This is a genomic window from Enterobacter oligotrophicus (genome assembly GCF_009176645.1).
Classification (GTDB): Bacteria; Pseudomonadota; Gammaproteobacteria; order Enterobacterales; family Enterobacteriaceae; genus Enterobacter; species Enterobacter oligotrophicus.
This window is the reverse complement of the sequence record NZ_AP019007.1, coordinates 432144-452069: the sequence shown is the minus strand read 5'-3', so window position 1 is coordinate 452069 and position 19926 is coordinate 432144. Positions and strand designations below refer to the sequence as shown.

The 19926-nt window shown below is 53.5% G+C and carries 20 protein-coding genes; 13 read left to right on the top strand and 7 right to left on the bottom strand.

Going from position 1 to position 19926, the window contains the following annotated elements; translation table 11 throughout:
* Positions 1 to 128 precede the first annotated feature (128 nt).
* From fabI to pspF, 7 genes are all read right to left on the bottom strand, one after another.
* Positions 129 to 917, bottom strand: coding sequence for an enoyl-ACP reductase FabI (gene fabI, locus EoCCA6_RS02145; RefSeq protein WP_152081274.1), 789 nt, complete (start codon positions 915 to 917; stop codon positions 129 to 131).
* 125 nt (positions 918 to 1042) lie between these two features.
* Positions 1043 to 1849: a peptide ABC transporter ATP-binding protein SapF gene (sapF, locus tag EoCCA6_RS02140; RefSeq protein WP_152081273.1), complete on the bottom strand. Its 807-nt coding sequence runs from the start codon at positions 1847 to 1849 to the stop codon at positions 1043 to 1045.
* A 1-nt stretch (position 1850) separates the two neighbouring features.
* Positions 1851 to 2843, bottom strand: coding sequence for a peptide ABC transporter ATP-binding protein SapD (gene sapD / locus EoCCA6_RS02135; RefSeq protein WP_152081272.1), 993 nt, complete (start codon positions 2841 to 2843; stop codon positions 1851 to 1853).
* Positions 2843 to 3733: a putrescine export ABC transporter permease SapC gene (gene sapC, locus EoCCA6_RS02130; protein ID WP_152081271.1), complete on the bottom strand. Its 891-nt coding sequence runs from the start codon at positions 3731 to 3733 to the stop codon at positions 2843 to 2845. Before sapC ends, sapD begins: the two co-directional genes overlap by 1 nt.
* A complete protein-coding gene (gene sapB, locus EoCCA6_RS02125; protein WP_152081270.1) occupies positions 3720 to 4685 on the bottom strand; it encodes a putrescine export ABC transporter permease SapB in 966 nt (321 codons plus the stop codon). The genes sapC and sapB overlap by 14 nt, the downstream gene beginning before the upstream one ends.
* Positions 4682 to 6322, bottom strand: a complete 1641-nt coding sequence (gene sapA / locus EoCCA6_RS02120) for an ABC transporter substrate-binding protein SapA (protein ID WP_152081269.1) — start codon at positions 6320 to 6322, stop codon at positions 4682 to 4684. Before sapA ends, sapB begins: the two co-directional genes overlap by 4 nt.
* 88 nt (positions 6323 to 6410) lie before the next feature.
* Positions 6411 to 7403, bottom strand: a complete 993-nt coding sequence (gene pspF, locus EoCCA6_RS02115; protein WP_167515523.1) for a phage shock protein operon transcriptional activator — start codon at positions 7401 to 7403, stop codon at positions 6411 to 6413.
* A gap of 151 nt (positions 7404 to 7554) precedes the next feature.
* Here pspF and pspA point away from each other — a divergent pair, with 151 nt between their 5' ends.
* From pspA to pgmB, 13 genes are all read left to right on the top strand, one after another.
* Positions 7555 to 8223, top strand: coding sequence for a phage shock protein PspA (pspA, locus tag EoCCA6_RS02110; RefSeq protein ID WP_152081267.1), 669 nt, complete (start codon positions 7555 to 7557; stop codon positions 8221 to 8223).
* A 54-nt stretch (positions 8224 to 8277) separates the two neighbouring features.
* The gene (gene pspB / locus EoCCA6_RS02105; RefSeq protein WP_152081266.1) at positions 8278 to 8502 is read left to right on the top strand and encodes an envelope stress response membrane protein PspB; all 225 of its coding nucleotides are present in this window, start codon (positions 8278 to 8280) and stop codon (positions 8500 to 8502) included.
* A complete protein-coding gene (gene pspC, locus EoCCA6_RS02100; RefSeq protein ID WP_152081265.1) occupies positions 8502 to 8861 on the top strand; it encodes an envelope stress response membrane protein PspC in 360 nt (119 codons plus the stop codon). The genes pspB and pspC overlap by 1 nt, the downstream gene beginning before the upstream one ends.
* 12 nt (positions 8862 to 8873) lie before the next feature.
* Positions 8874 to 9092 carry a phage shock protein PspD gene (pspD, locus tag EoCCA6_RS02095; protein ID WP_152081264.1) on the top strand — a complete coding sequence of 73 codons (219 nt, stop codon included), beginning with the start codon at positions 8874 to 8876 and terminating at the stop codon, positions 9090 to 9092.
* 212 nt (positions 9093 to 9304) lie between these two features.
* Positions 9305 to 10990: a sugar phosphorylase gene (locus EoCCA6_RS02090; RefSeq protein ID WP_152081263.1), complete on the top strand. Its 1686-nt coding sequence runs from the start codon at positions 9305 to 9307 to the stop codon at positions 10988 to 10990.
* A 13-nt stretch (positions 10991 to 11003) separates the two neighbouring features.
* Positions 11004 to 12296, top strand: coding sequence for an ABC transporter substrate-binding protein (locus EoCCA6_RS02085; RefSeq protein ID WP_152081262.1), 1293 nt, complete (start codon positions 11004 to 11006; stop codon positions 12294 to 12296).
* 22 nt (positions 12297 to 12318) lie between these two features.
* Positions 12319 to 13200 (top strand): carbohydrate ABC transporter permease, encoded by an 882-nt coding sequence (locus tag EoCCA6_RS02080; RefSeq protein ID WP_152081261.1) that lies wholly within the window; start codon positions 12319 to 12321, stop codon positions 13198 to 13200.
* Positions 13187 to 14029 carry a carbohydrate ABC transporter permease gene (locus EoCCA6_RS02075; protein WP_152081260.1) on the top strand — a complete coding sequence of 281 codons (843 nt, stop codon included), beginning with the start codon at positions 13187 to 13189 and terminating at the stop codon, positions 14027 to 14029. Before EoCCA6_RS02080 ends, EoCCA6_RS02075 begins: the two co-directional genes overlap by 14 nt.
* A gap of 28 nt (positions 14030 to 14057) precedes the next feature.
* Positions 14058 to 15110, top strand: coding sequence for a D-guloside 3-dehydrogenase (locus EoCCA6_RS02070; RefSeq protein ID WP_152081259.1), 1053 nt, complete (start codon positions 14058 to 14060; stop codon positions 15108 to 15110).
* A gap of 17 nt (positions 15111 to 15127) precedes the next feature.
* Positions 15128 to 15916, top strand: a complete 789-nt coding sequence (locus EoCCA6_RS02065) for a 3-dehydro-D-guloside 4-epimerase (protein WP_152081258.1) — start codon at positions 15128 to 15130, stop codon at positions 15914 to 15916.
* Between the two features lie 11 nt (positions 15917 to 15927).
* Positions 15928 to 16986: a D-glucoside 3-dehydrogenase gene (locus EoCCA6_RS02060; protein WP_152081257.1), complete on the top strand. Its 1059-nt coding sequence runs from the start codon at positions 15928 to 15930 to the stop codon at positions 16984 to 16986.
* Positions 16980 to 19259 carry a glycoside hydrolase family 65 protein gene (locus tag EoCCA6_RS02055; protein WP_152081256.1) on the top strand — a complete coding sequence of 760 codons (2280 nt, stop codon included), beginning with the start codon at positions 16980 to 16982 and terminating at the stop codon, positions 19257 to 19259. Before EoCCA6_RS02060 ends, EoCCA6_RS02055 begins: the two co-directional genes overlap by 7 nt.
* Positions 19249 to 19926, top strand: coding sequence for a beta-phosphoglucomutase (gene pgmB, locus EoCCA6_RS02050; RefSeq protein ID WP_152081255.1), 678 nt, complete (start codon positions 19249 to 19251; stop codon positions 19924 to 19926). Before EoCCA6_RS02055 ends, pgmB begins: the two co-directional genes overlap by 11 nt.

Genomic DNA, 19926 nt, shown 5'->3' with positions numbered 1-19926 from the left:
TCAATATCCTGGCGTAAGGCGGGTATGGGGAAAAATATTGTTAGGTGATAACAAATAGCAGAACGGAATAACGAAGGGGACAACAGGAAAAGGGAAACTCTCTTCCCGAGCGGGAAGAGAGTCACAGCTTATTTAATTTCCAGCTCGTTCATTGCCGCGATGTTGAAACCGCCGTCAACGTGAACCACTTCGCCGGAGATCCCTGCGGAGAGGTCAGAGCAGAGGAATGCGGCAGAGTTACCCACATCTTCGATGGTAACGGTACGGCGAATCGGCGTAACCGCTTCACAGTGTGCCAGCATTTTACGGAAATCTTTGATGCCGGAAGCCGCCAGAGTACGGATTGGGCCAGCGGAGATACCGTTAACACGCACGCCTTCCGGACCCATCGCGTTCGCCATATAGCGGACGTTTGCTTCCAGAGATGCTTTAGCCAGACCCATCACGTTATAGTTAGGGATGGCACGCTCTGCGCCCAGGTAGGACAGCGTCAGCAGCGCAGCGCCTGGGTTCAGCATGGTGCGGCAAGATTTAGCCATCGCCACGAAGCTATAAGAGCTGATATCGTGCGCGATTTTGAAGCCTTCACGGGTTACCGCGTTGACGTAATCACCGTCCAGTTGGTCGCCAGGAGCGAAGCCAATGGAGTGAACGAAACCGTCGAATTTCGGCCATGATTTTGCCAGCTCAGCAAACATGCCATCGATGCTTTCGTCCTGTGCAACGTCGCATTCCAGAACAATGCTGGAACCCAGCTGCGCGGCAAACTCTTCAACACGGCCTTTCAGCTTGTCGTTCTGGTAGGTGAACGCCAGCTCAGCACCTTCGCGATGCATAGCCTGTGCGATGCCGTATGCGATGGACAGTTTGCTGGCAACGCCGGTCACCAGAATGCGCTTACCGGAAAGAAAACCCATAGCTTTTAATCCTTATATTCATTGTTGTGGCGATCGTCATCTTAGCGGGACAATCGTCGTTAAAACGCGGCGATAATATCACGTGTCGCGTGCTTAGTTAATCCGACCACTCTGTTGACGCGCGGTTATCGGTCTTTTCGCCATGCATCGGCGGTTAATGCCTCGCCGAAATGCCCGGCGATAAGCCGTTTTGTCAGATCATGCAGCGGTGAGGCGAGCACATCTGCCGTACTGCCGCGCTCAACCACTTCACCCTGATGCATCACCAGCACCTGGTCGCTGATATGCTTCATCATTCCAAGATGCTGGGTCACATAGATATAAGAGATACCCTGTTTTTCCTGCAATTCCAGCATCAGATTAATTAACTGCGAACGCATCGACATATCCAGTGACGCCAGCGCTTCGTCGGCAATAATCACCTTTGGCCGCAAAATTAACGCGCGCGCCAGCCCCAGACGCTGCTTCTGGCCCGGTGCCAGCATGTGCGGGTAGTAGCTCACATGGTCGGGGAGCAATCCCACCAGACGTAAGGTTTCAACAATGCGCTTGCGGCGCGCTTCAGGCTCCAGATCGGTATTCAGCCGCAGCGGAAAATCGAGGATCTGCGAGATGCGCTGGCGCGGGTTGAGGGAGGTCGACGGGTCCTGGAAGATCATGCGAATGCGCTGGCTGCGAAATGAGTAATCCCCGAAGGTGAGGGGATGATCGTCAATCAGCACTTCGCCGTCAGAAGGCTCAATCATCCCCGCCAGCATTTTCGCCAGCGTGGATTTACCGGAACCATTCTCGCCAATAATCGCCAGCGTCTGCTTTTCGCGCAGGGTAAAGCTCAGCGGTTTGACCGCCTCGACGGTCTGACGATGAAACAGCCCCGTTCGGTAGCGAAAGGTCTTACTCAGATTGCGAACTTCCAGCAAGGTTTCGACCATTTCACTCTCTCTCCATGTTCAGCGGGAAATGACAGGCATAAAGGTGGTTTTTAGCGCCTGTCAGCCTCGGCGTCTCAATGCATTTGCGCTGAGCATAAGGACAACGTGGCCCCAGACGGCAGCCAATCGGCAGCGATTCCAGCAGCGGGATGGCACCAGGCAATGTGTTCAGGCGGCTTTTGTGCGGCATCGCGCTGCCAAAATCAGGGATCGCCCGGATCAGCGCCTGGGTATACGGGTGATGAGGCGTATTCACCAGGTCTTCACTGACGGCGGTTTCAACCGTCTGACCGCAGTACATCACATCAATTTTATCCGCCCATTGGCTGAGCATCTGCAGGTCATGGCTGATCAGCAAAATGGTGGTGTTGTTGTTCTGGTTCAGACGCGTCAGCAGGCGGAAAATCTGCGCCTGGGTGGTCGGTTCCATCGCATTCGTTGGTTCATCCGCAATCAGCATACGCGGCTGATTCGCCAGCGCGATGGCAATCATGACTTTTTGACATTCGCCGTCGGTCAGTTCATAGGGGAAACTGCGCATCGCATCTTTATGATCTTTAATCCCGACACGGTGCAGCAGCTCAATGGCGCGTCGCTTACGCCAGCCTACACGTTGCCACCAGCGTCCTTTGTAGGTCCAGCCGGGGATATTCTGCATCAGCTGTTTGCCCACACGTTCGGACGGGTCGAGACAGGATTGAGGCTCCTGGAAAATCATTGAGACGTTATGGCCCACCAGCTTGCGCCGCTCGCGCGCAGACAGGCGCAGCAGGTCGATATCATCGAAGCGCATCCGGTCAGCGGTTACGCGCCAGTTGTCTTTCGCCACGCCACAAATGGCTTTGGCGATCAGGCTTTTTCCGGAACCGGATTCACCCACCAGCCCGCGGATTTCACCTTCGGCAAGGGTGATGCTGATGCGATCCACGGCTTTCACCCAGCCTTCGCTGGTTTTGAATTCAATCGTGAGGTTGCGGATATCAAGTAATGGCATTATTCCACCCCCGCATTGATTGCGCGGCGAATCCCGTCGCCCAGCAGGTTAATTAGCAGAACGCTCACCATAATGGCCGCGCCGGGTAGCATCACCGTCCACGGTGCAACGTAAATCAGCTCCAGCGCGTCACCGAGCATCGCGCCCCATTCAGGAGAAGGCAACTGCGCGCCGAGATCGAGAAAACCCAGCGCCGCGATATCAAGAATCGCCATCGACAACGCGCGGGTGATCTCCGTGACCAGCCCGGAAGCGATGTTTGGCAGCACGGCAAACCACAAAATATTGAGCGTGGTTGCGCCATCAAGACGTGCGGCCACAACATACTCTTTTTCCAGCTCGTCATGCACCAGGCTGTACACCGAGCGTACCATGCGCGGCAGAATCGCCAGCCAGACGGCAAACATGGCATGCGTAAGATGCGGCCCTGCGAACGCCACGACGATAATTGCCAGCAGCAGGGACGGGATGGAGAGCAGGGTATCCAGAATATGATTCAGCACGGCGGAGCGCAGCCCGTGGGTGGAACCGGCAAAAATTCCCAGCGCCAGGCCAAAGACGGTTGCAGCCAGCGTAACCACAAATGCTCCTCCCACCGTCGGCGCAGCGCCGCTCAGCAGGCGGCTTAAGACGTCACGCCCCAGATCGTCGGTCCCGAGGAAGAAGGAAACTTCGCCATAGCGTGACCATGACGGGGGCAACAATTGGTAGCCGAGGAACTGTTGATCGATACCATACGGCGCAAACCACGAGCCAAAAATGCACAGCACGGCCAGGCCAGCGCAGCCGTAAAGGCCGATCATTGCCGTGGTGTCGCCATAGAATTTACGCCACACGGTACGTAGCGCACCGGGCGTGCGCTTTTCACTGTATACGTTATCGTAAGGCATACCATTCCTTATGCTTCAGCGGGTTGGCCATGGCCCCCAAAATATCGGACAGAACGTTCACAATGATCACCAGCGAACCGATCACCATGACACCGGCGGAGATCGCCGCGTAGTCCTGCTGGCGAATAGCGTTGATTAGCCAGCGACCGAGCCCCGGCCAGCTAAAGACCATTTCCGTGATCATCGCCAGTGTCAGCATGGTTGAAAACTGTAACCCCAGACGCGGGATAACCGGCGGCAGGGCATTGTGCAGCACATGACGGCGCAGAATCGTCAGGCGAGATAACCCACGTGTAGCGGCGGCTTTCACATAGTTTTGATCGAACACCTCAATGGTGCTGATACGCATCAAACGGATGACTTCGGTGGTGGGGGCAACAGCCAGCGTCAGCACCGGCAGAATCATATGGCGCAGGGCGCTCATGATCATCTCATGACGCCAGACCGAATCAGACAGCCAGGCGTCGATAATGGCGAACCCGCTGACCGTTTTCACCGTATAAAGCAGGTCGAAACGGCCAGATACCGGCAGCCAGCCCAGCGTCAGCGAGAAGAAGAGCGTTAGCAGCAGCGCCAGCCAAAAGACCGGGATCGAGAAGCCGAGCAGGGCAAGTGCGCTGATAAATTTATCCTGCCATTTATTGCGGTAAATTCCCGCCAGCATACCTACCGGAATGCCCACCATGAGCGCAAACCCGAAGGCCAGAATGCAGAGCTCCATCGTGGCCGGGAAAACCTCTTTCAGTTGCTCTGAAATCAGCTGGCCGTTGATGCTGGAGACGCCAAAATCCCAGTGCAGCAGGCCGTTAAACCAGAACAGCCAGGCGTCCCACAGGGAGGAACCCTGAAGCGGTGCATGCGGCGTAAAATAGCTCAGGCTAAAACCGACAAAAGTCAGGAAGAACAGCGTGACCAGCAACAGCAGGAGTCGGCGCAAGGTAAAAATAATCATGGTTTTTTCACCTCTTGTTCTTTTTCGCGCGAAACGCCAGCAAAAGAGGCGTTACCAAACGGACTCAACACCAGCCCTTTAATATCGTAACGGTATGCCTGAAGGCGCAGAGAAGAGGCGAGCGGCAGTACGGGGAGTTCACGGGCTAAAATATTTTGCGCTTCGTCATAGGCGTCGATACGTGAAGCGAGCTGCTGTGAGGAAAGCGCTTTTTGCAAAACTGCATCAAACTCACGGTTACACCAGTGGGCGTAGTTGGTCTGAGAGTTAATCGCTGCGCAGCTCAGTAACGGGCGGAAGAAGCTGTCCGGGTCATTACTGTCTGTGGACCATCCTGCAAGGGTTAAATCATGATTCATGTCCATCAGGCGCGCCTCCTGGAAACGGCCCTCAACCGGTACGATGATCACCTTGACGCCCACCTGCGCCATATCAGCCTGCAGCAGCTCGGCGGTTTTCAGCGGGCTTGGGTTCCATGCCTGAGAACTGGTTGGCACCCACAACTGCAACGTCAGGTTTTCTGCCCCGAGTGCTTTAAGCTGTTCACGCGCTTTCGCCGGATTGTATTCCGTAATTTTAGCCTCACCATCATAGGCCCAGGATGCACGCGGCAAAATTGATGCCGCGGTTTCAGCAGTGCCGTAATAGATCGACTGCATCAGACGCTGGTTATTAATGGCCAGCGCCAGCGCATGGCGCACGGCCGGGTTATTCAGCGGTGGCTTATCGGTGTTAAATGCCAGGTAGGCGATATTCATGCCGGGACGTAACGTCAGGCGCAGGCGAGGATCGTCGCGCAGAATGGTCAACTGGCTGGCAGCAGGCCAGGCAAGCACATCGCATTCACCGGTCAGTAATTTCGACAGTCGACCTGTCCCCCCTGAACCCAGATCGACAATCACCTGTGGCATCAGCGGTGTACCGCGCCAGAAGTGTTCATGACGCTGTAAACGAATATATTGCCCGGCGCGGTATTCAGCCATCTGGAATGGGCCAGTCCCTACAGGCTGGCGGTCAAGAAGCTCCTGACGATCCTGTCTGGTTAACTGCGCCGCGTACTCCGCAGACATCACTGACGCGTAGTGCGTTGCCAGGTGCCACAGGAAAGAGGCGTCCGGCCGCGTCAGAGTGAATTCAACCGTCCGGTTATCCAGCTTGCGAACGCTTTTAACGGTGTCAGCAAATTGCAAACTGTCGAAGTAGGGGAAATTTCCCCCGTTGACGTTATGCCACGGATGATGACGGTTAAAGATACGCTGGAACGTAAAGACCACGTCATCAGCATTTAATTTGCGCGTTGGCGTAAACCACGGCGTGTGCTGGAACGCGACGTCATTGCGAAGGCGGAAGCGGTAGGTTGCCCCGTTGTCCAGCACTTCCCAGCTTTCGGCAAGCTCGGGCACCAGGCGGTAGGTGTACGGGTCCACATCAAGCAGACGATCGTAAAGCTGAGCGGCAAGTGTATCAACAATCAGGCCGCTACCTGCTTTTTGCGGGTTAAAAGTATCAACTTGCCCGCTGACGCAATAGACAAAACCGCTATCGCGAATATCAGGAAGCACAGCACGTTCAGGTGCAGCAGAAGCCAGGCCGCTGAACAGACCGAGTGCAAACAGGGACGATAAAACCAGACGCATAATTTTTAGGGTTTTTAGGTTCGATCTGCAAAGTGTATCGCACTTACGCCTGCTTCGTAAAAATGTCTGCGGGTAAGTGCTGATAATGTCAGCGCATTTGATGCTTTTTGAGCAATGCCCTTAATTGATGGTAGGTCAGGCCCAGCAGTTCAGCCGCCTGCTTCTGATTATATTTTGCCTGCTTCAGGCTGAGCTCAAGCAACTGTTGTTCCTGTGTGTGCTGGAACTGGCGTAAATCGATCGGGAGAGAAGGGGATTCGGAAACGGTCTCCGGCACCGGTACGGAATGCGTTTCACGGCGAAAAGGATCGAGAATAATGGTGTCCAGCTCGGTTTCACTGCTGCCATGACGATAAACCGACCGTTCCACCACGTTTTTAAGCTCACGAATATTCCCCGGCCAGTGATAGCCGAGCAAAGTTTCGGTGGCAGAGTCGCTGAATCCGGGAAAGAGGGGCAGGCCAAGCTCGCGGCACATCTGAATGGCAAATTGCTCCGCCAGCAGCATGATGTCGCTACGGCGCTCACGCAGCGGCGGGAGCTGAACGACATCAAACGCCAGCCGGTCGAGCAAATCGGCGCGAAACTTGTCCTCCGCCACCCTTTCTGGCAGGTTGGCATTTGTGGCGCAAACCAGGCGCACGTTCACCTGCAGCGGCTGGCTACCGCCGACGCGCTCCAGCTCGCCATATTCAATCACCCGCAGCAGTTTTTCCTGCACCAGCATCGGGGCTGTTGCCAGCTCATCCAGAAATAACGTGCCGCCATCGGCACGTTCAAAGCGACCCGGATGGCGTTTTTGTGCGCCGGTAAATGCCCCGGCCTCATGGCCGAAAAGTTCGGTATCGAGTAAATTTTCGTTTAACGCCGCACAGTTCAGTGAAATGAACGGCCCATCCCAGCGGCCGGACAAATAGTGAAGGCGGTTAGCAATCAACTCTTTGCCCGTCCCGCGCTCGCCGATGATCAACACCGGCTTATTGAGCGGTGCGAGACGGGAAACCTGCTCCAGCACCTCAAGAAAGCTATTGGCTTCGCCAAGTAAATTATCTTTGTATCCAGCCATGATGAAATTAACCACTCATTAGCGATATTCACCAGGTGAGAGTAGAATGACGGTGATGGAAAATCAACCATAACTATGAAAAACAACAAGATAAAAAGTTGGCACGCAAATTGGATTATCTCTGCAGCAGGGCATCGCCCGATAACAGAAATGTGAGGACTAAATTATGGGTATTTTTTCTCGTTTTGCCGACATCGTGAACGCCAACATCAACTCGCTGCTGGAGAAAGCAGAAGATCCGCAGAAGCTGGTGCGTCTGATGATTCAGGAAATGGAAGATACGCTGGTTGAAGTGCGTTCAACTTCCGCCCGCGCGCTGGCTGAGAAAAAACAGTTAACGCGTCGTATTGAGCAGGCGACCGCCCAGCTTAACGAGTGGCAGGAAAAAGCAGAGCTGGCGCTGCGTAAAGATAAAGACGATCTGGCCCGCGCCGCGCTGATTGAAAAACAGAAACTCGCGGATATGGTGAACACGCTTGAGCATGAAGTGACGCTGGTGGATGACACGCTGTCTCGCATGAAGAAAGAGATCGGCGAGCTTGAAAATAAACTCAGCGAAACCCGCGCGCGTCAGCAGGCTCTGGCACTTCGTCACCAGGCGGCAAACTCATCCCGCGACGTGCGTCGTCAGCTGGACAGCGGCAAGCTGGATGAAGCGATGGCACGTTTTGAATCCTTTGAGCGCCGTATCGACCAGATGGAAGCAGAAGCGGAAAGCCACAGCATCGGCAAGCAAAAATCGCTGGATCAGCAGTTCGCCGACCTGAAAGCGGATGATGAAATCAGCGAGCAGCTGGCCGCGCTGAAAGCCAAAGTGAAGCAAGATAACCAATAATAATGTATGCGGCACCCGAGTGTGCCGCCACGCATCGTAAGACAAGGAGTACACATGAGCGCGCTTTTTCTGGCTATTCCCCTGACCATTTTCGTGCTGTTCGTTCTGCCGATCTGGTTATGGCTGCACTACAGCAATCGTTCTTCACGCGGTGAACTTTCGCAAAGTGAACAGCAACGTCTGGCGCAGCTTACCGAAGAGGCGAATAAAATGCGCGATCGTATTCAGGCGCTGGAAGCCATCCTTGATGCGGAACACCCGAACTGGAGGGATCGTTAATGTCTGGACTGAACCTGAATAAGAAATTGTGGCGAATCCCACAGCAAGGCATGGTTCGTGGCGTCTGCGCTGGCCTGGCACATTATCTGGACGTACCGGTCAAGCTGGTACGCGTTGTGACCGTACTGTCGATTTTCTTCGGTCTGGCCTTTATCACCCTGGTGGCGTACATCATTCTGTCGTTTGTGCTTGATCCGATGCCGGAAGGGGAGCTGGATGCTGAAGGCGCGCCAACCAGCAGCGATCTCCTCAATGCGGTAGACGCACAACTGGCCGCAGGTGAGAAGCGGTTACGTGAAATGGAACGTTATGTCACGTCCGATACCTTTTCATTAAGAAGCCGTTTTCGTCAGCTATAAGAGAGAATAGACATGAAACAAAACTGGCAACAGGCCGGTCAGAAGGTAAAACCCGGCCTGAAAATCGCAGGTAAACTGGTCCTGCTGACGGCGTTGCGCTACGGCCCGGCAGGTGTGGCGGGCTGGGCGATAAAATCTGTTGCCCGTAAGCCGGTACGCATGTTGCTGGCCGTTGCGCTGGAACCTCTGCTGCACAAGCTGGCAAAGCGTTTTTCACGTCGCTACCTCTGATACTCCCTCGTCGTGCTCGCCCGCTCCTCAGTTGCAGGAGGGCGAGCGAATCTCCTTAGCATTTTCCCTTTCCTTTCATTCTTTCTTTGCGGCAGCTCACATTAATGATTTGCGCTGCTTTCCAATCGCGGTTTTCTGGCTCCTGGTCCGTTGACAGATATTTTCCATGGGAGTAGATTGCGCTTCATGGGACCGCTACCACGGAAAATAACGTGAACGCTAAAATTAAGCATTTAATAGATCTTGTGTATGAAAAATCATTCCCGGAAACGCACCTCGAACATCTGCTGGATAAAATAGAGTGCGCCAGAAGGGTTATTAAGGAAAAACGTAAGTTACGCTGGGATGAAAAAGATGTTGTCCTGATTACTTATGCCGATCAATTTTCTGCAGAAGGGAAGAAAGCCCTCCCTGTTTTTACACAATTTTATAACAAATGGCTTTCAAAATCTTTTTCACATGTTCATCTTTTACCCTTTTATCCGTGGTCTTCTGATGATGGTTTCTCCGTTATCGATTATCATGAGATCGCCCAGGAAACCGGAACCTGGCAAGATGTCGCGGAATTAAAACAGTCAGCAAGCCTGATGTTTGATTTTGTCTGCAACCATATGTCGGCTAAAAGCCAGTGGTTCCAGAATTATTTAAATCAAAAACCAGGGTATGAAGATTTCTTTATTTCAGTCGATCCTGATACTGATTTATCGGCAGTAACCCGCCCTCGTGCTTTACCACTTCTGACGCCTTTTACAATGCATGACGGAAGCGTCCGCCACCTGTGGACCACCTTCAGCGAAGATCAGGTGGATTTAAACTTTGCTTCACCGCAGGTACTTATTGCGATGGTGGAGGTACTGCTTCACTACCTTGCGGAAGGGGCGAGTTACATTCGTCTGGATGCCGTTGGGTTTATGTGGAAGATTCCCGGAACAAGCTGCATTCACCTTGAACAAACTCACCGCCTGATTCAGCTTTTCCGCGCGATTACGGACGCTGTCGCGCCGGGAACCGTGATCATTACGGAAACCAATGTTCCGCATAAAGACAACGTCTCCTACTTTGGCAACGGTGAAAACGAAGCGCAGATGGTGTATCAGTTCTCTTTGCCGCCGCTGGTATTGCATGCCATTCACCGTCAGGACGTTCGTCAACTGTGTCAGTGGGCAGCCTCGTTAACGCTGCCTTCGGCTAAGACGACCTGGTTCAACTTCCTGGCTTCGCACGACGGCATCGGCCTCAATCCATTACGCGGCATTTTACCGGAATCTGAAATTCTCTCGCTGGTGGAAAAACTTCAGCAGGAAGGGGCGCTGGTTAACTGGAAAAATAACCCTGATGGCTCCCGCAGCCCTTATGAAATCAATGTCACCTATCTTGATGCCTTAAGCTCACGGGATAGCTCAGATACTGACAGAATTGCCCGCTTCATTCTGGCTCATGCCGTGTTATTAAGTTTCCCCGGTGTGCCCGCCATTTATATCCAGAGTATTCTTGGATCGCGTAATGATTATGAAGGCGTAGAGCGTCTGGGATATAACCGGGCGATAAACCGGAAGAAATACAGTGCGGGGCAGGTTGATGATGAACTCGTCAATAATAACAGCCTGCGGCAAAGAATATATCATAACCTGAGCGCATTGATCGCGGCCAGACGTAATGAAAAAGCCTTCCACCCAGACAGCCAGGCGCTATTCGAGACTGTGGGTGAACATATTCTTAAAATAGTCCGTATTGCGGATAACGGTGAGCGGATAACTGCACTGTTTAATTTCAGCCCTGACTCCGTGACGGTTGATGGCAATATTCAATCCGGCAGAGATGTGATTTCCGGACGCGATATAAACGGTACGACTCTGAACCTTAATCCATGGCAGGTAATGTGGATTAAAGAAAACTAAAAGGACCTTCAAAATGAAAATGCCCAGGATTGTGCTGATATCAGCACTGGTTTCGTGCGCCCTGTTATCAGGCTGCAAAGACGATAAATCCTCTTCAGTCACCATTGAATTTATGCATTCGTCGGTGGAGCAGGAGCGTCAGGCCGTTATTACAAAACTCATTGAAAAATTTGAGAAAGAGAATCCTTCCATCACGGTGAAACAAGTTCCGGTGGAAGAGGATGCTTACAACACGAAAGTCATTACTCTGGCCCGCACTGGCGCACTGCCGGAAGTCATCGAAATCAGCCATGACTACGCCAAAGTGATGGATAAAGAGCAGCTTCTGGATCGCGATGCCATCGGCGAAGCCATTAAAGCCGTGGGCGAAGATACCTTCTACGACGGTATTTTGCGTGTCGTACGCACTGAAGACGGCGCAGCGTGGACAGGGGTGCCGATAAGCGCCTGGCTTTCTGGCGTCTGGTATCACAAAGACGTGCTCGCGGCGGCGGGTATCCAGGAGCCACATAACTGGGAGCAACTGCTGAAAGCCAGCCAGACGCTCAATAATCCGGCTAAAAAGCATTACGGCATCGCACTGCCTACCGCAGAAAGCGTGATGACTGAGCAGGCGTTTTCACAGTTTGCCCTTTCGGGTGGCGCAAACGTGTTTGATGCGAACGGCAATGTCGAAATCGATACGCCAGAAATGTCAAAAGCCCTGGCGTTTTATAAAGGTCTGGCAGCAACCACCATGCCAGGGTCGAACGATGTCATGGAGATCAAAGACGCCTTTATGAATGGCTCTGCGCCGATGGCCGTTTATTCCACTTATATCTTACCGGCCGTATTCAAAGAGGGCGATCCTGCCAATCTTGGGTTCGTGGTTCCGACAGAAAAATCTTCTGCAGTGTATGGCATGGTAACGTCCCTGACGATTACTACAGGTCAAACCGAGGATGAAACCAAAGCAGCGGAGAAATTTGTAACCTGGATGGAGCAGGCTCAGAACGCATCTGACTGGGTAATGATGTCGCCGGGCGCGGCGTTGCCTGTGAATAAGCTGGTGGTCGGTACAGATACCTGGAAGAACAACGAAGTGATTCAGGCATTTGGTCAACTGCCTTATGAACTGATCGCGCAGTTCCCGAACGTGCAGGTCTTTGGTGCCGTCGGTGACAAAAACTTCACCCGGATGGGCGACGTAACCGGGTCCGGCATTATCAGTTCTATGGTGCATAACGTCACGGTGGGTCAGCAGGATCTCAGTGCAACGTTAAGCAGCAGCCAGAAGCGGCTGACCGATCTGATTTCACAACGATAGGAGCGCTCTGCGGAAGGGAATTATGAAGACGTTGTTTTCTGGTCGTTCAGATATGCCTTTCGCCATGCTGCTGTTGGCCCCCAGCCTGATTTTGCTGGGGGGCCTGGTAGCCTGGCCAATGATTTCCAACATTGAAATCAGTTTTTTACGTTTACCGCTGAATCCGCGTATAAGCGCCGTTTTTGTCGGGCTGGATAACTACATCCGTATTTTGGGGGATGCCGCATTCTGGCACTCCTTATGGATGACATTCTGGTATACGGCGCTGGTCGTGGTTGGCAGTACCGGGTTGGGGCTGGCGGTCGCCATCTTCTTCAATCGTGAGTTTCGTCTGCGGAAAACAGCGCGTTCGCTGGTGATCCTCTCTTACGTTACGCCGTCGATTTCGCTGGTGTTTGCCTGGAAATACATGTTCAACAACGGCTACGGCATTGTGAACTATCTGGGCGTCGACCTGCTGCACCTGTATGACCACGCACCGCTGTGGTTCGACAATCCGGGCAGTAGCTTTGTTCTGGTCGTGCTGTTTGCCATCTGGCGCTACTTCCCGTATGCGTTTATCTCCTTCCTGGCCATTTTGCAGACGATTGATAAATCGTTGTACGAAGCAGCAGAAATGGACGGGGCCAACGCCTGGCAGCGTTTTCGCATCGTCACCTTACCCGCAATTATGCCGGTGCTGGCAACGGTGATAACGCTAAGAACCATCTGGATGTTCTACATGTTCGCAGATGTCTATCTGCTGACGACCAAGGTCGATATTTTGGGCGTGTATCTCTACAAGACAGCTTTCGCATTCAATGACCTGGGTAAAGCAGCCGCTATCTCTGTCGTGCTGTTTGTGATCATCTTCGCTGTGATTCTGCTGACCAGAAAAAGGGTAAACCTCAATGGCAACAAATAAACGCGCACTGGGCCGTATTGGTTTTTATCTGGGGCTGGCGGTGTTTCTGATTATCACGCTTTTTCCGTTTTTCGTGATGCTAATGACATCATTCAAGAGCGCAAAAGAGGCGATATCGTTGCACCCGACTATTCTGCCGCAGGAGTGGACGCTGCAGCATTACATCGACATCTTTAACCCGCTTATCTTCCCGTTTGTGGATTACTTCCGGAACAGCATGGTGGTGTCGCTCACCTCGTCGGTGATCGCGGTGTTCCTTGGCACGCTTGGCGCGTATGCATTATCCAAACTGCGTTTTAAAGGCCGCGCGACGATCAATGCGAGCTTTTACACCGTCTACATGTTCTCCGGGATTTTGCTGGTCGTGCCCCTGTTCAAAATCATTACCGCATTAGGCATTTATGATACCGAACTGGCGCTCATTATCACCATGGTGACCCAGACATTGCCGACGGCGGTGTTTATGCTGCGCAGCTATTTCGACACCATCCCGGACGAAATAGAAGAAGCCGCGATGATGGATGGCCTGAATCGCCTGCAAATCATCTTCCGTATTACCGTGCCTCTGGCCATTTCGGGCCTCGTATCGGTGTTTGTCTACTGCTTTATGGTGGCGTGGAACGACTATCTCTTCGCATCCATTTTCCTGTCCAGCGCCAGCAACTTTACGTTGCCAGTGGGGCTGAACACGCTCTTTAGCACGCCGGATTATATCTGGGGTCGCATGATGGCGGCATCGCTGGTGACGGCGCTTCCGGTGGTCATCATGTACGCATTGTCTGAACGGTTTATTAAAAGTGGTTTGACCGCCGGTGGCGTTAAGGGCTGAGGCGGCCAGGTTTAACAAGGAGTAAGTCATGAAGAAGTTAGTTGCAACAGCACCTCGTGTGGCGGCGCTGGTTGAATATGAAGATCGTCCTGTCGCAGGACATGAAGTTAAAATTCGCGCTCGCTTTGGCGCACCAAAACACGGCACTGAGGTGGTGGATTTTCGCGCGGCGAGTCCGTTTATCGATGAAGAGTTCAATGCGGAATGGCAAATGTTTACTCCGCGTGAAGAGGGCTCGGCTCGTGGTATTGAATTCGGCAAGTTCCAGCTGGGGAATATGATCGTTGGCGACATCATCGAATGTGGCGCTGATGTGACGGAATACCAGCCGGGCGACAGCGTCTGCTGCTACGCACCGCTGCAGGAAACCGTCATTGTGAATGCCGTCGACAACTACAAACTGCGCAAAATGCCTCAGGGCGCTTCCTGGAAAAACGCGGTTTGTTACGATCCGGCACAGTTCGCCATGAGCGGTGTACGCGATGCCAACGTGCGGGTAGGGGATTTCGTCGTTGTTGTCGGTCTGGGTGCCATTGGCCAGATAGCGATTCAACTGGCGAAAAAAGCCGGGGCTTCAATTGTTATCGGCGTCGATCCAATCGAACACCGCTGTGATATTGCCCGTCGCCATGGGGCAGATCACTGCCTGAATCCGATCGGTACGGATGTTGGTCTGGAAATCAAAAAACTGACCGGTAAGCAAGGCGCAGACGTCATCATCGAAACCAGTGGTTTTGCTGATGCACTGCAATCCGCGCTGCGCGGGCTCGCTTACGGCGGCACTATCTCCTATGTTGCTTTCGCAAAACCCTTTGCTGAGGGCTTTAATCTTGGGCGTGAAGCGCATTTTAATAACGCGAAGATTGTCTTTTCCCGTGCGGGCAGCGAGCCCAACCCGGATTACCCGCGCTGGAACCGCAAGCGTATCGAAGAGACCTGCTGGGAATTGCTGATGAACGGTTATCTCAACTGCGACGATCTGATTGACCCGGTTGTTACGTTTAGCGCCAGTGCTGAGAGCTACATGAAGTATGTTGATCAGCATCCGGAACTGAGCATCAAAATGGGCGTCACTTTCTAAGCTAAGGAGAGCAAACAATGAAAATCGCAACGCAAAATCAGGCCTTTTTCCCAACCACGATCCTTGAAAAATTCCAGTACATCAAAGCCATGGGGTTTGATGGCTATGAGATTGACGGCAAGCTGCTGGTAGACAATCTGGACGAGGTGAAAGCGGCCATCAAAGCCACCGGTTTACCCGTTACTACCGCATGCGGAGGCTACGACGGCTGGATTGGTGACTTCATCGAAGAGCGTCGTCTGAACGGTTTACAGCAGATCGAACGCATTCTTGAAGCGCTGGCAGACGTGGGTGGGAAGGGCATTATCGTGCCTGCCGCGTGGGGGATGTTCACCTTCCGTCTGCCGCCAATGACGTCACCACGCAGCCTGGACGGTGACCGGAAAGCGGTTAGCGCCTCGTTACGCTGGCTCGATGAGGTGGCGGCACGTACAGGGACCACCGTTTACCTTGAGCCGCTGAACCGTTATCAGGATCATATGATCAATACGCTGGCGGATGCGCGTCGTTATATCGAAGAAAACGCGCTGAAGCACATACAGATTATCGGCGATTTTTATCATATGAACATTGAAGAAGACTCACTGACGGAGGCGCTGCATCGCAACCGCGATCTGCTGGGTCATGTGCATATTGCTGACAATCACCGTTACCAGCCGGGAAGCGGTAGCCTGGATTTTTCAGCGCTGTTCGATCAACTGCGTGCCGACAATTATCAGGGCTATGTCGTGTATGAGTGCCGTGTACGCGCTGAAGATCCGGCACAGGCCTACCAGGACTCTCTCACGTATTTACGTGAATGCTAAGGATGACGAGCGTGATGAGTGCTTCAACAACTTTGCCTCTGCGCGTCGCCATTATTGGTGCCGGGCAGGTAGCAGACAAAGTGCATGCCTCGTATTACGCCACGCGCAGTGATGTTCAGATGGTGGCTGTTATGGACAGCCGCCTTGAGCAGGCACAGGCGTTTGCGGAGCGTCATGCCATTCCTTCGGCATGGCAGGATGCAGGCGAAATGCTGCAGGCGGTCAAACCTGATGTGGTGAGCGTTTGTTCGCCTAACCGTTTTCATTTTGAGCATGTCATGGCGGCGCTGGAAGCCGGTTGCCATGTCATGTGTGAAAAACCACCGGCCATGACGCCGGAACAGGCCGATAGCATGCGAATTGCTGCCCGCAAAGCGGGAAAAGTGCTGGCCTATGATTTTCACCATCGCTTTGCGCTCGATACCCAGCTGCTGCGCGACGCCGTCATGAATGGCACCTTTGGCGAGATTTATTTCACCACAGCGCAGGCGTTACGTCGCTGTGGTGTACCCGGATGGGGTGTTTTTACCAATAAAACGCTGCAGGGAGGCGGGCCGCTTATTGATATTGGCATTCATATGCTTGATACCGCGATGTACGTGCTGGGTTTCCCTGCCGTGAAGCGCGTATCAGCGCACAGTTTCCAGAAGCTCGGCAACAGTAAAAGCAGCGGCCAGTTCGGTGAGTGGGACCCTTCTCAGTTCACCGTGGAAGACGCGCTGTTCGGTACGATCGAGTTTTGCAATGGCGGCATACTGCGGCTGGATACCTCGTTCGCGCTCAATATCCGCGAGCAGTCCATCATGAATGTCGCATTTTGTGGCGAAAAAGCCGGGGCGACCTTGTTCCCGGCGCATATTTACCACGATGAAGCGGGTGTTTTACAGACCCTGATGCAGCGTGAGGAAGCCGATGACCAGCGGCATTTACGCAGTATGGATGCGTTCATCCGCCACGTTCTGGGAGAGCCGGTGATGATCGCTGACGCGGAGCAGGGGCTGGTTATCCAGCAGATTGTCGCTGCGTTGTATGAATCTGCGGAAAAAGGAGAGAGCGTGACGTTATGCTGAACCTGACTGTATTAACTGAACCCGCCTTCTGCCCTCACAGCCTGAATAAATACGCCTCGGTTATGGCATGTGGTAATGGCTATATGGGGATTCGCGCCACGCACGAGGAAGATTATACCCGCCAGACGCGGGGAATGTATCTTGCCGGGCTTTATCATCAGGCTGGTCGTAACGAGACCAATGAGCTGGTCAACCTGCCGGATATCATCGGCATCGATGTTGAGCTGGATGGTGAAAACTTTACCCTGCTGGCAGGAGAGATCCTCAACTGGCAACGTGAGCTGGCATTTTCCAACGGAGAACTGCGTCGCAGCGTACTCTGGCGTTCGTCAACGGGGAAAAGCTACCGTCTGGAGAGCCGCCGTTTTGTTTCGCTGGATCAACTGCCATTAGTGGCGATGCAGTTCTCCATCACACCTGTGGACGGCCCTGCGCAGATTGTATTGAAGACCGGCATCGATGCGACACAAACCAACAGCGGCAGGCAGCACCTGGATGAAATCTCGGTCAGAGTGTTCGATCAGCATTTTATGCAGGGCATATACGAAACGCAGGATCGCGCTTCAGATGTCGTGATTTCGGCGTACTGCAGTGTATCGCCAGATGCTGATAGCTGTTTCACCGCTAAAAACCGGCGTGTTACGTCGCACCATTCTGTCAATATCGCCCAGGGTGACACCGTCACGTTAGACAAGCTGGTGTGGATTACGCACCGCAGTGATAAGGCGCTTTCGCAAGACTCCTTCGCCCGAAATGCGCTGTCTGAATTAAAAGTTTGCGCGGCACGCGGCTATGCGTCGTTGCTGGAAAGCTCCTCCTGCGCCTGGGAGAGTGTCTGGCGTGACAGCCGGGTCGACGTGATGTCTTCGGAACCTCAGGATCAGGTCGCGCTGGATTATGCTGTCTGGCATTTAACGGCCATGACGCCTGCGCATGACGAACGAAGCAGTATTGCCGCCAAAGGACTAACGGGGGAAGGGTATAAAGGGCATGTCTTCTGGGATACCGAAATTTTCCTTCTGCCTTTCCATCTTTTTACCCGACCGCAGATCGCCCGCAGTCTTCTTCGTTACCGCTGGCTTAATCTGAGTGGAGCAAGAGAGAAAGCCCGACGCAATGGATGGCCCGGCGCGCTTTTCCCGTGGGAAAGTGCCGCGAGTGGGCAGGAAGAGACGCCGGAATTTGCGGCAATTAATATCCGAACCGGTATACGTCAGAAAGTGGCGTCCGCACTGGCTGAACACCATATTGTGGCGGATATCGCATGGGCCATTGTCGCTTACTGGCAGGCGACTCATGATGATGCCTTCATGCGCAATGAAGGGCTAACGCTGCTGATGGAAACCGCAGCGTTCTGGATGGGGCGAGCCACGGAAGCGAATGGGCGGCTGGAAATCCATGACGTCATCGGGCCGGATGAATACACGGAGCATGTCAATAACAACGCCTATACCAACTACCTGGCCTGGCACAACGTCGCCAGCGCAGTGCGGTTTATGGCGATGTTTGAGCGTCAGGATCGGCGCTTTACGGAAAACGCCGCGCGTTTCCTTGAACGCCTGTGGCTGCCGGAAGCCAATGACGATGGGGTTATCCCGCAGGATGACACCTTCCTGTCAAAACCGGCAATCGATCTAAGCCGGTATAAAGAGAAAGCGGGCAAGCAGACCATCCTGCTTGATTATTCGCGTGCAGAAGTTAACGAGATGCAGATCCTCAAGCAGGCGGATGTGGTAATGCTTAATTATCTGTTGCCGGAGCGGTTTACCGTTCAGCAGTGTGCGGCCAATCTGGCATTCTACGAGCCGCGCACGATCCATGACTCGTCACTGAGCAAAGCCATTCACGGGATTGTTTCCGCACGCGGTGGTGATACCGAAAGGGCATATGCCTTCTGGCGAGACGGCATTGCCATTGATTTAGGCGACGATCCTCACAGCAGTGATGACGGCATACACGCCGCTGCTACGGGTGCCATCTGGTCCGGGGTGATTCAGGGCTTTGCAGGTATTCAGATTATGGAAGGAGAGCTGCACCTTGCGCCCAAGCTCCCGGCACACTGGCAGAAACTCGCTTTTCCGCTGCGCTGGCGTAACGCGCGGATGCGCTTCATCTTTGAACAGGATGCAGTGACGGTCGAAACGTCTGCCCCCGTCTCGTTTTCGCTGTGGGGAACAACCCTTCGTGCCTGCGGGCATCACGTCTGGTCTTACAAGGATTTTCTTATATCCGATAATGGGACCGCTACCACGGAGGGAAGCCATGACGCTTAACGCTGTGATTTTCGATCTTGACGGGGTAATTACCGATACTGCCCACCTCCATTTTCTGGCCTGGCGTGAAGTGGCAATGGAAATTGGAATCACCTTCGACGAGGCCTTTAACGAACAACTGAAAGGGATAAGCCGCATGGATTCCCTGCAGCGCATCTTGCGGCATGGGGGCAAAGAGGGAGCGTTTGACGATAAACAACGTATGGCGCTCGCGGTTAAAAAAAATGAACTGTACGTCCAGTCGCTGGCATCGCTGACGCAGGCATCACTGCTGCCGGGAATTCGTGAGGTACTCATGGAGATCCGCAGGGCGAACGTCAAAATTGGCTTAGCATCGGTTTCCCTCAATGCGCCTCGTATTCTGCACGCGCTGGGCATTCACGCGGCCTTTGATTTCTGCGCTGACGCTTCCCGCATTGCCCGCTCAAAGCCGGACCCGGAGATTTTTCTCGCCGCCTGTGCGGGGCTGCATGTCCGTCCCGATGAGGCGATCGGCATTGAAGATGCTTCCGCGGGTGTCGAAGCTATCAACGCTGCGGGTATGTTGTCCGTAGGGATAGGGCCTGGTCTGGGTCATGCGGGGCTACAACTTCACTCAACGCGGGAACTGACCTGGGAATGCCTGACGGATTTCTGGACATCCCGGACCGTATTGAAAAGGAACTAA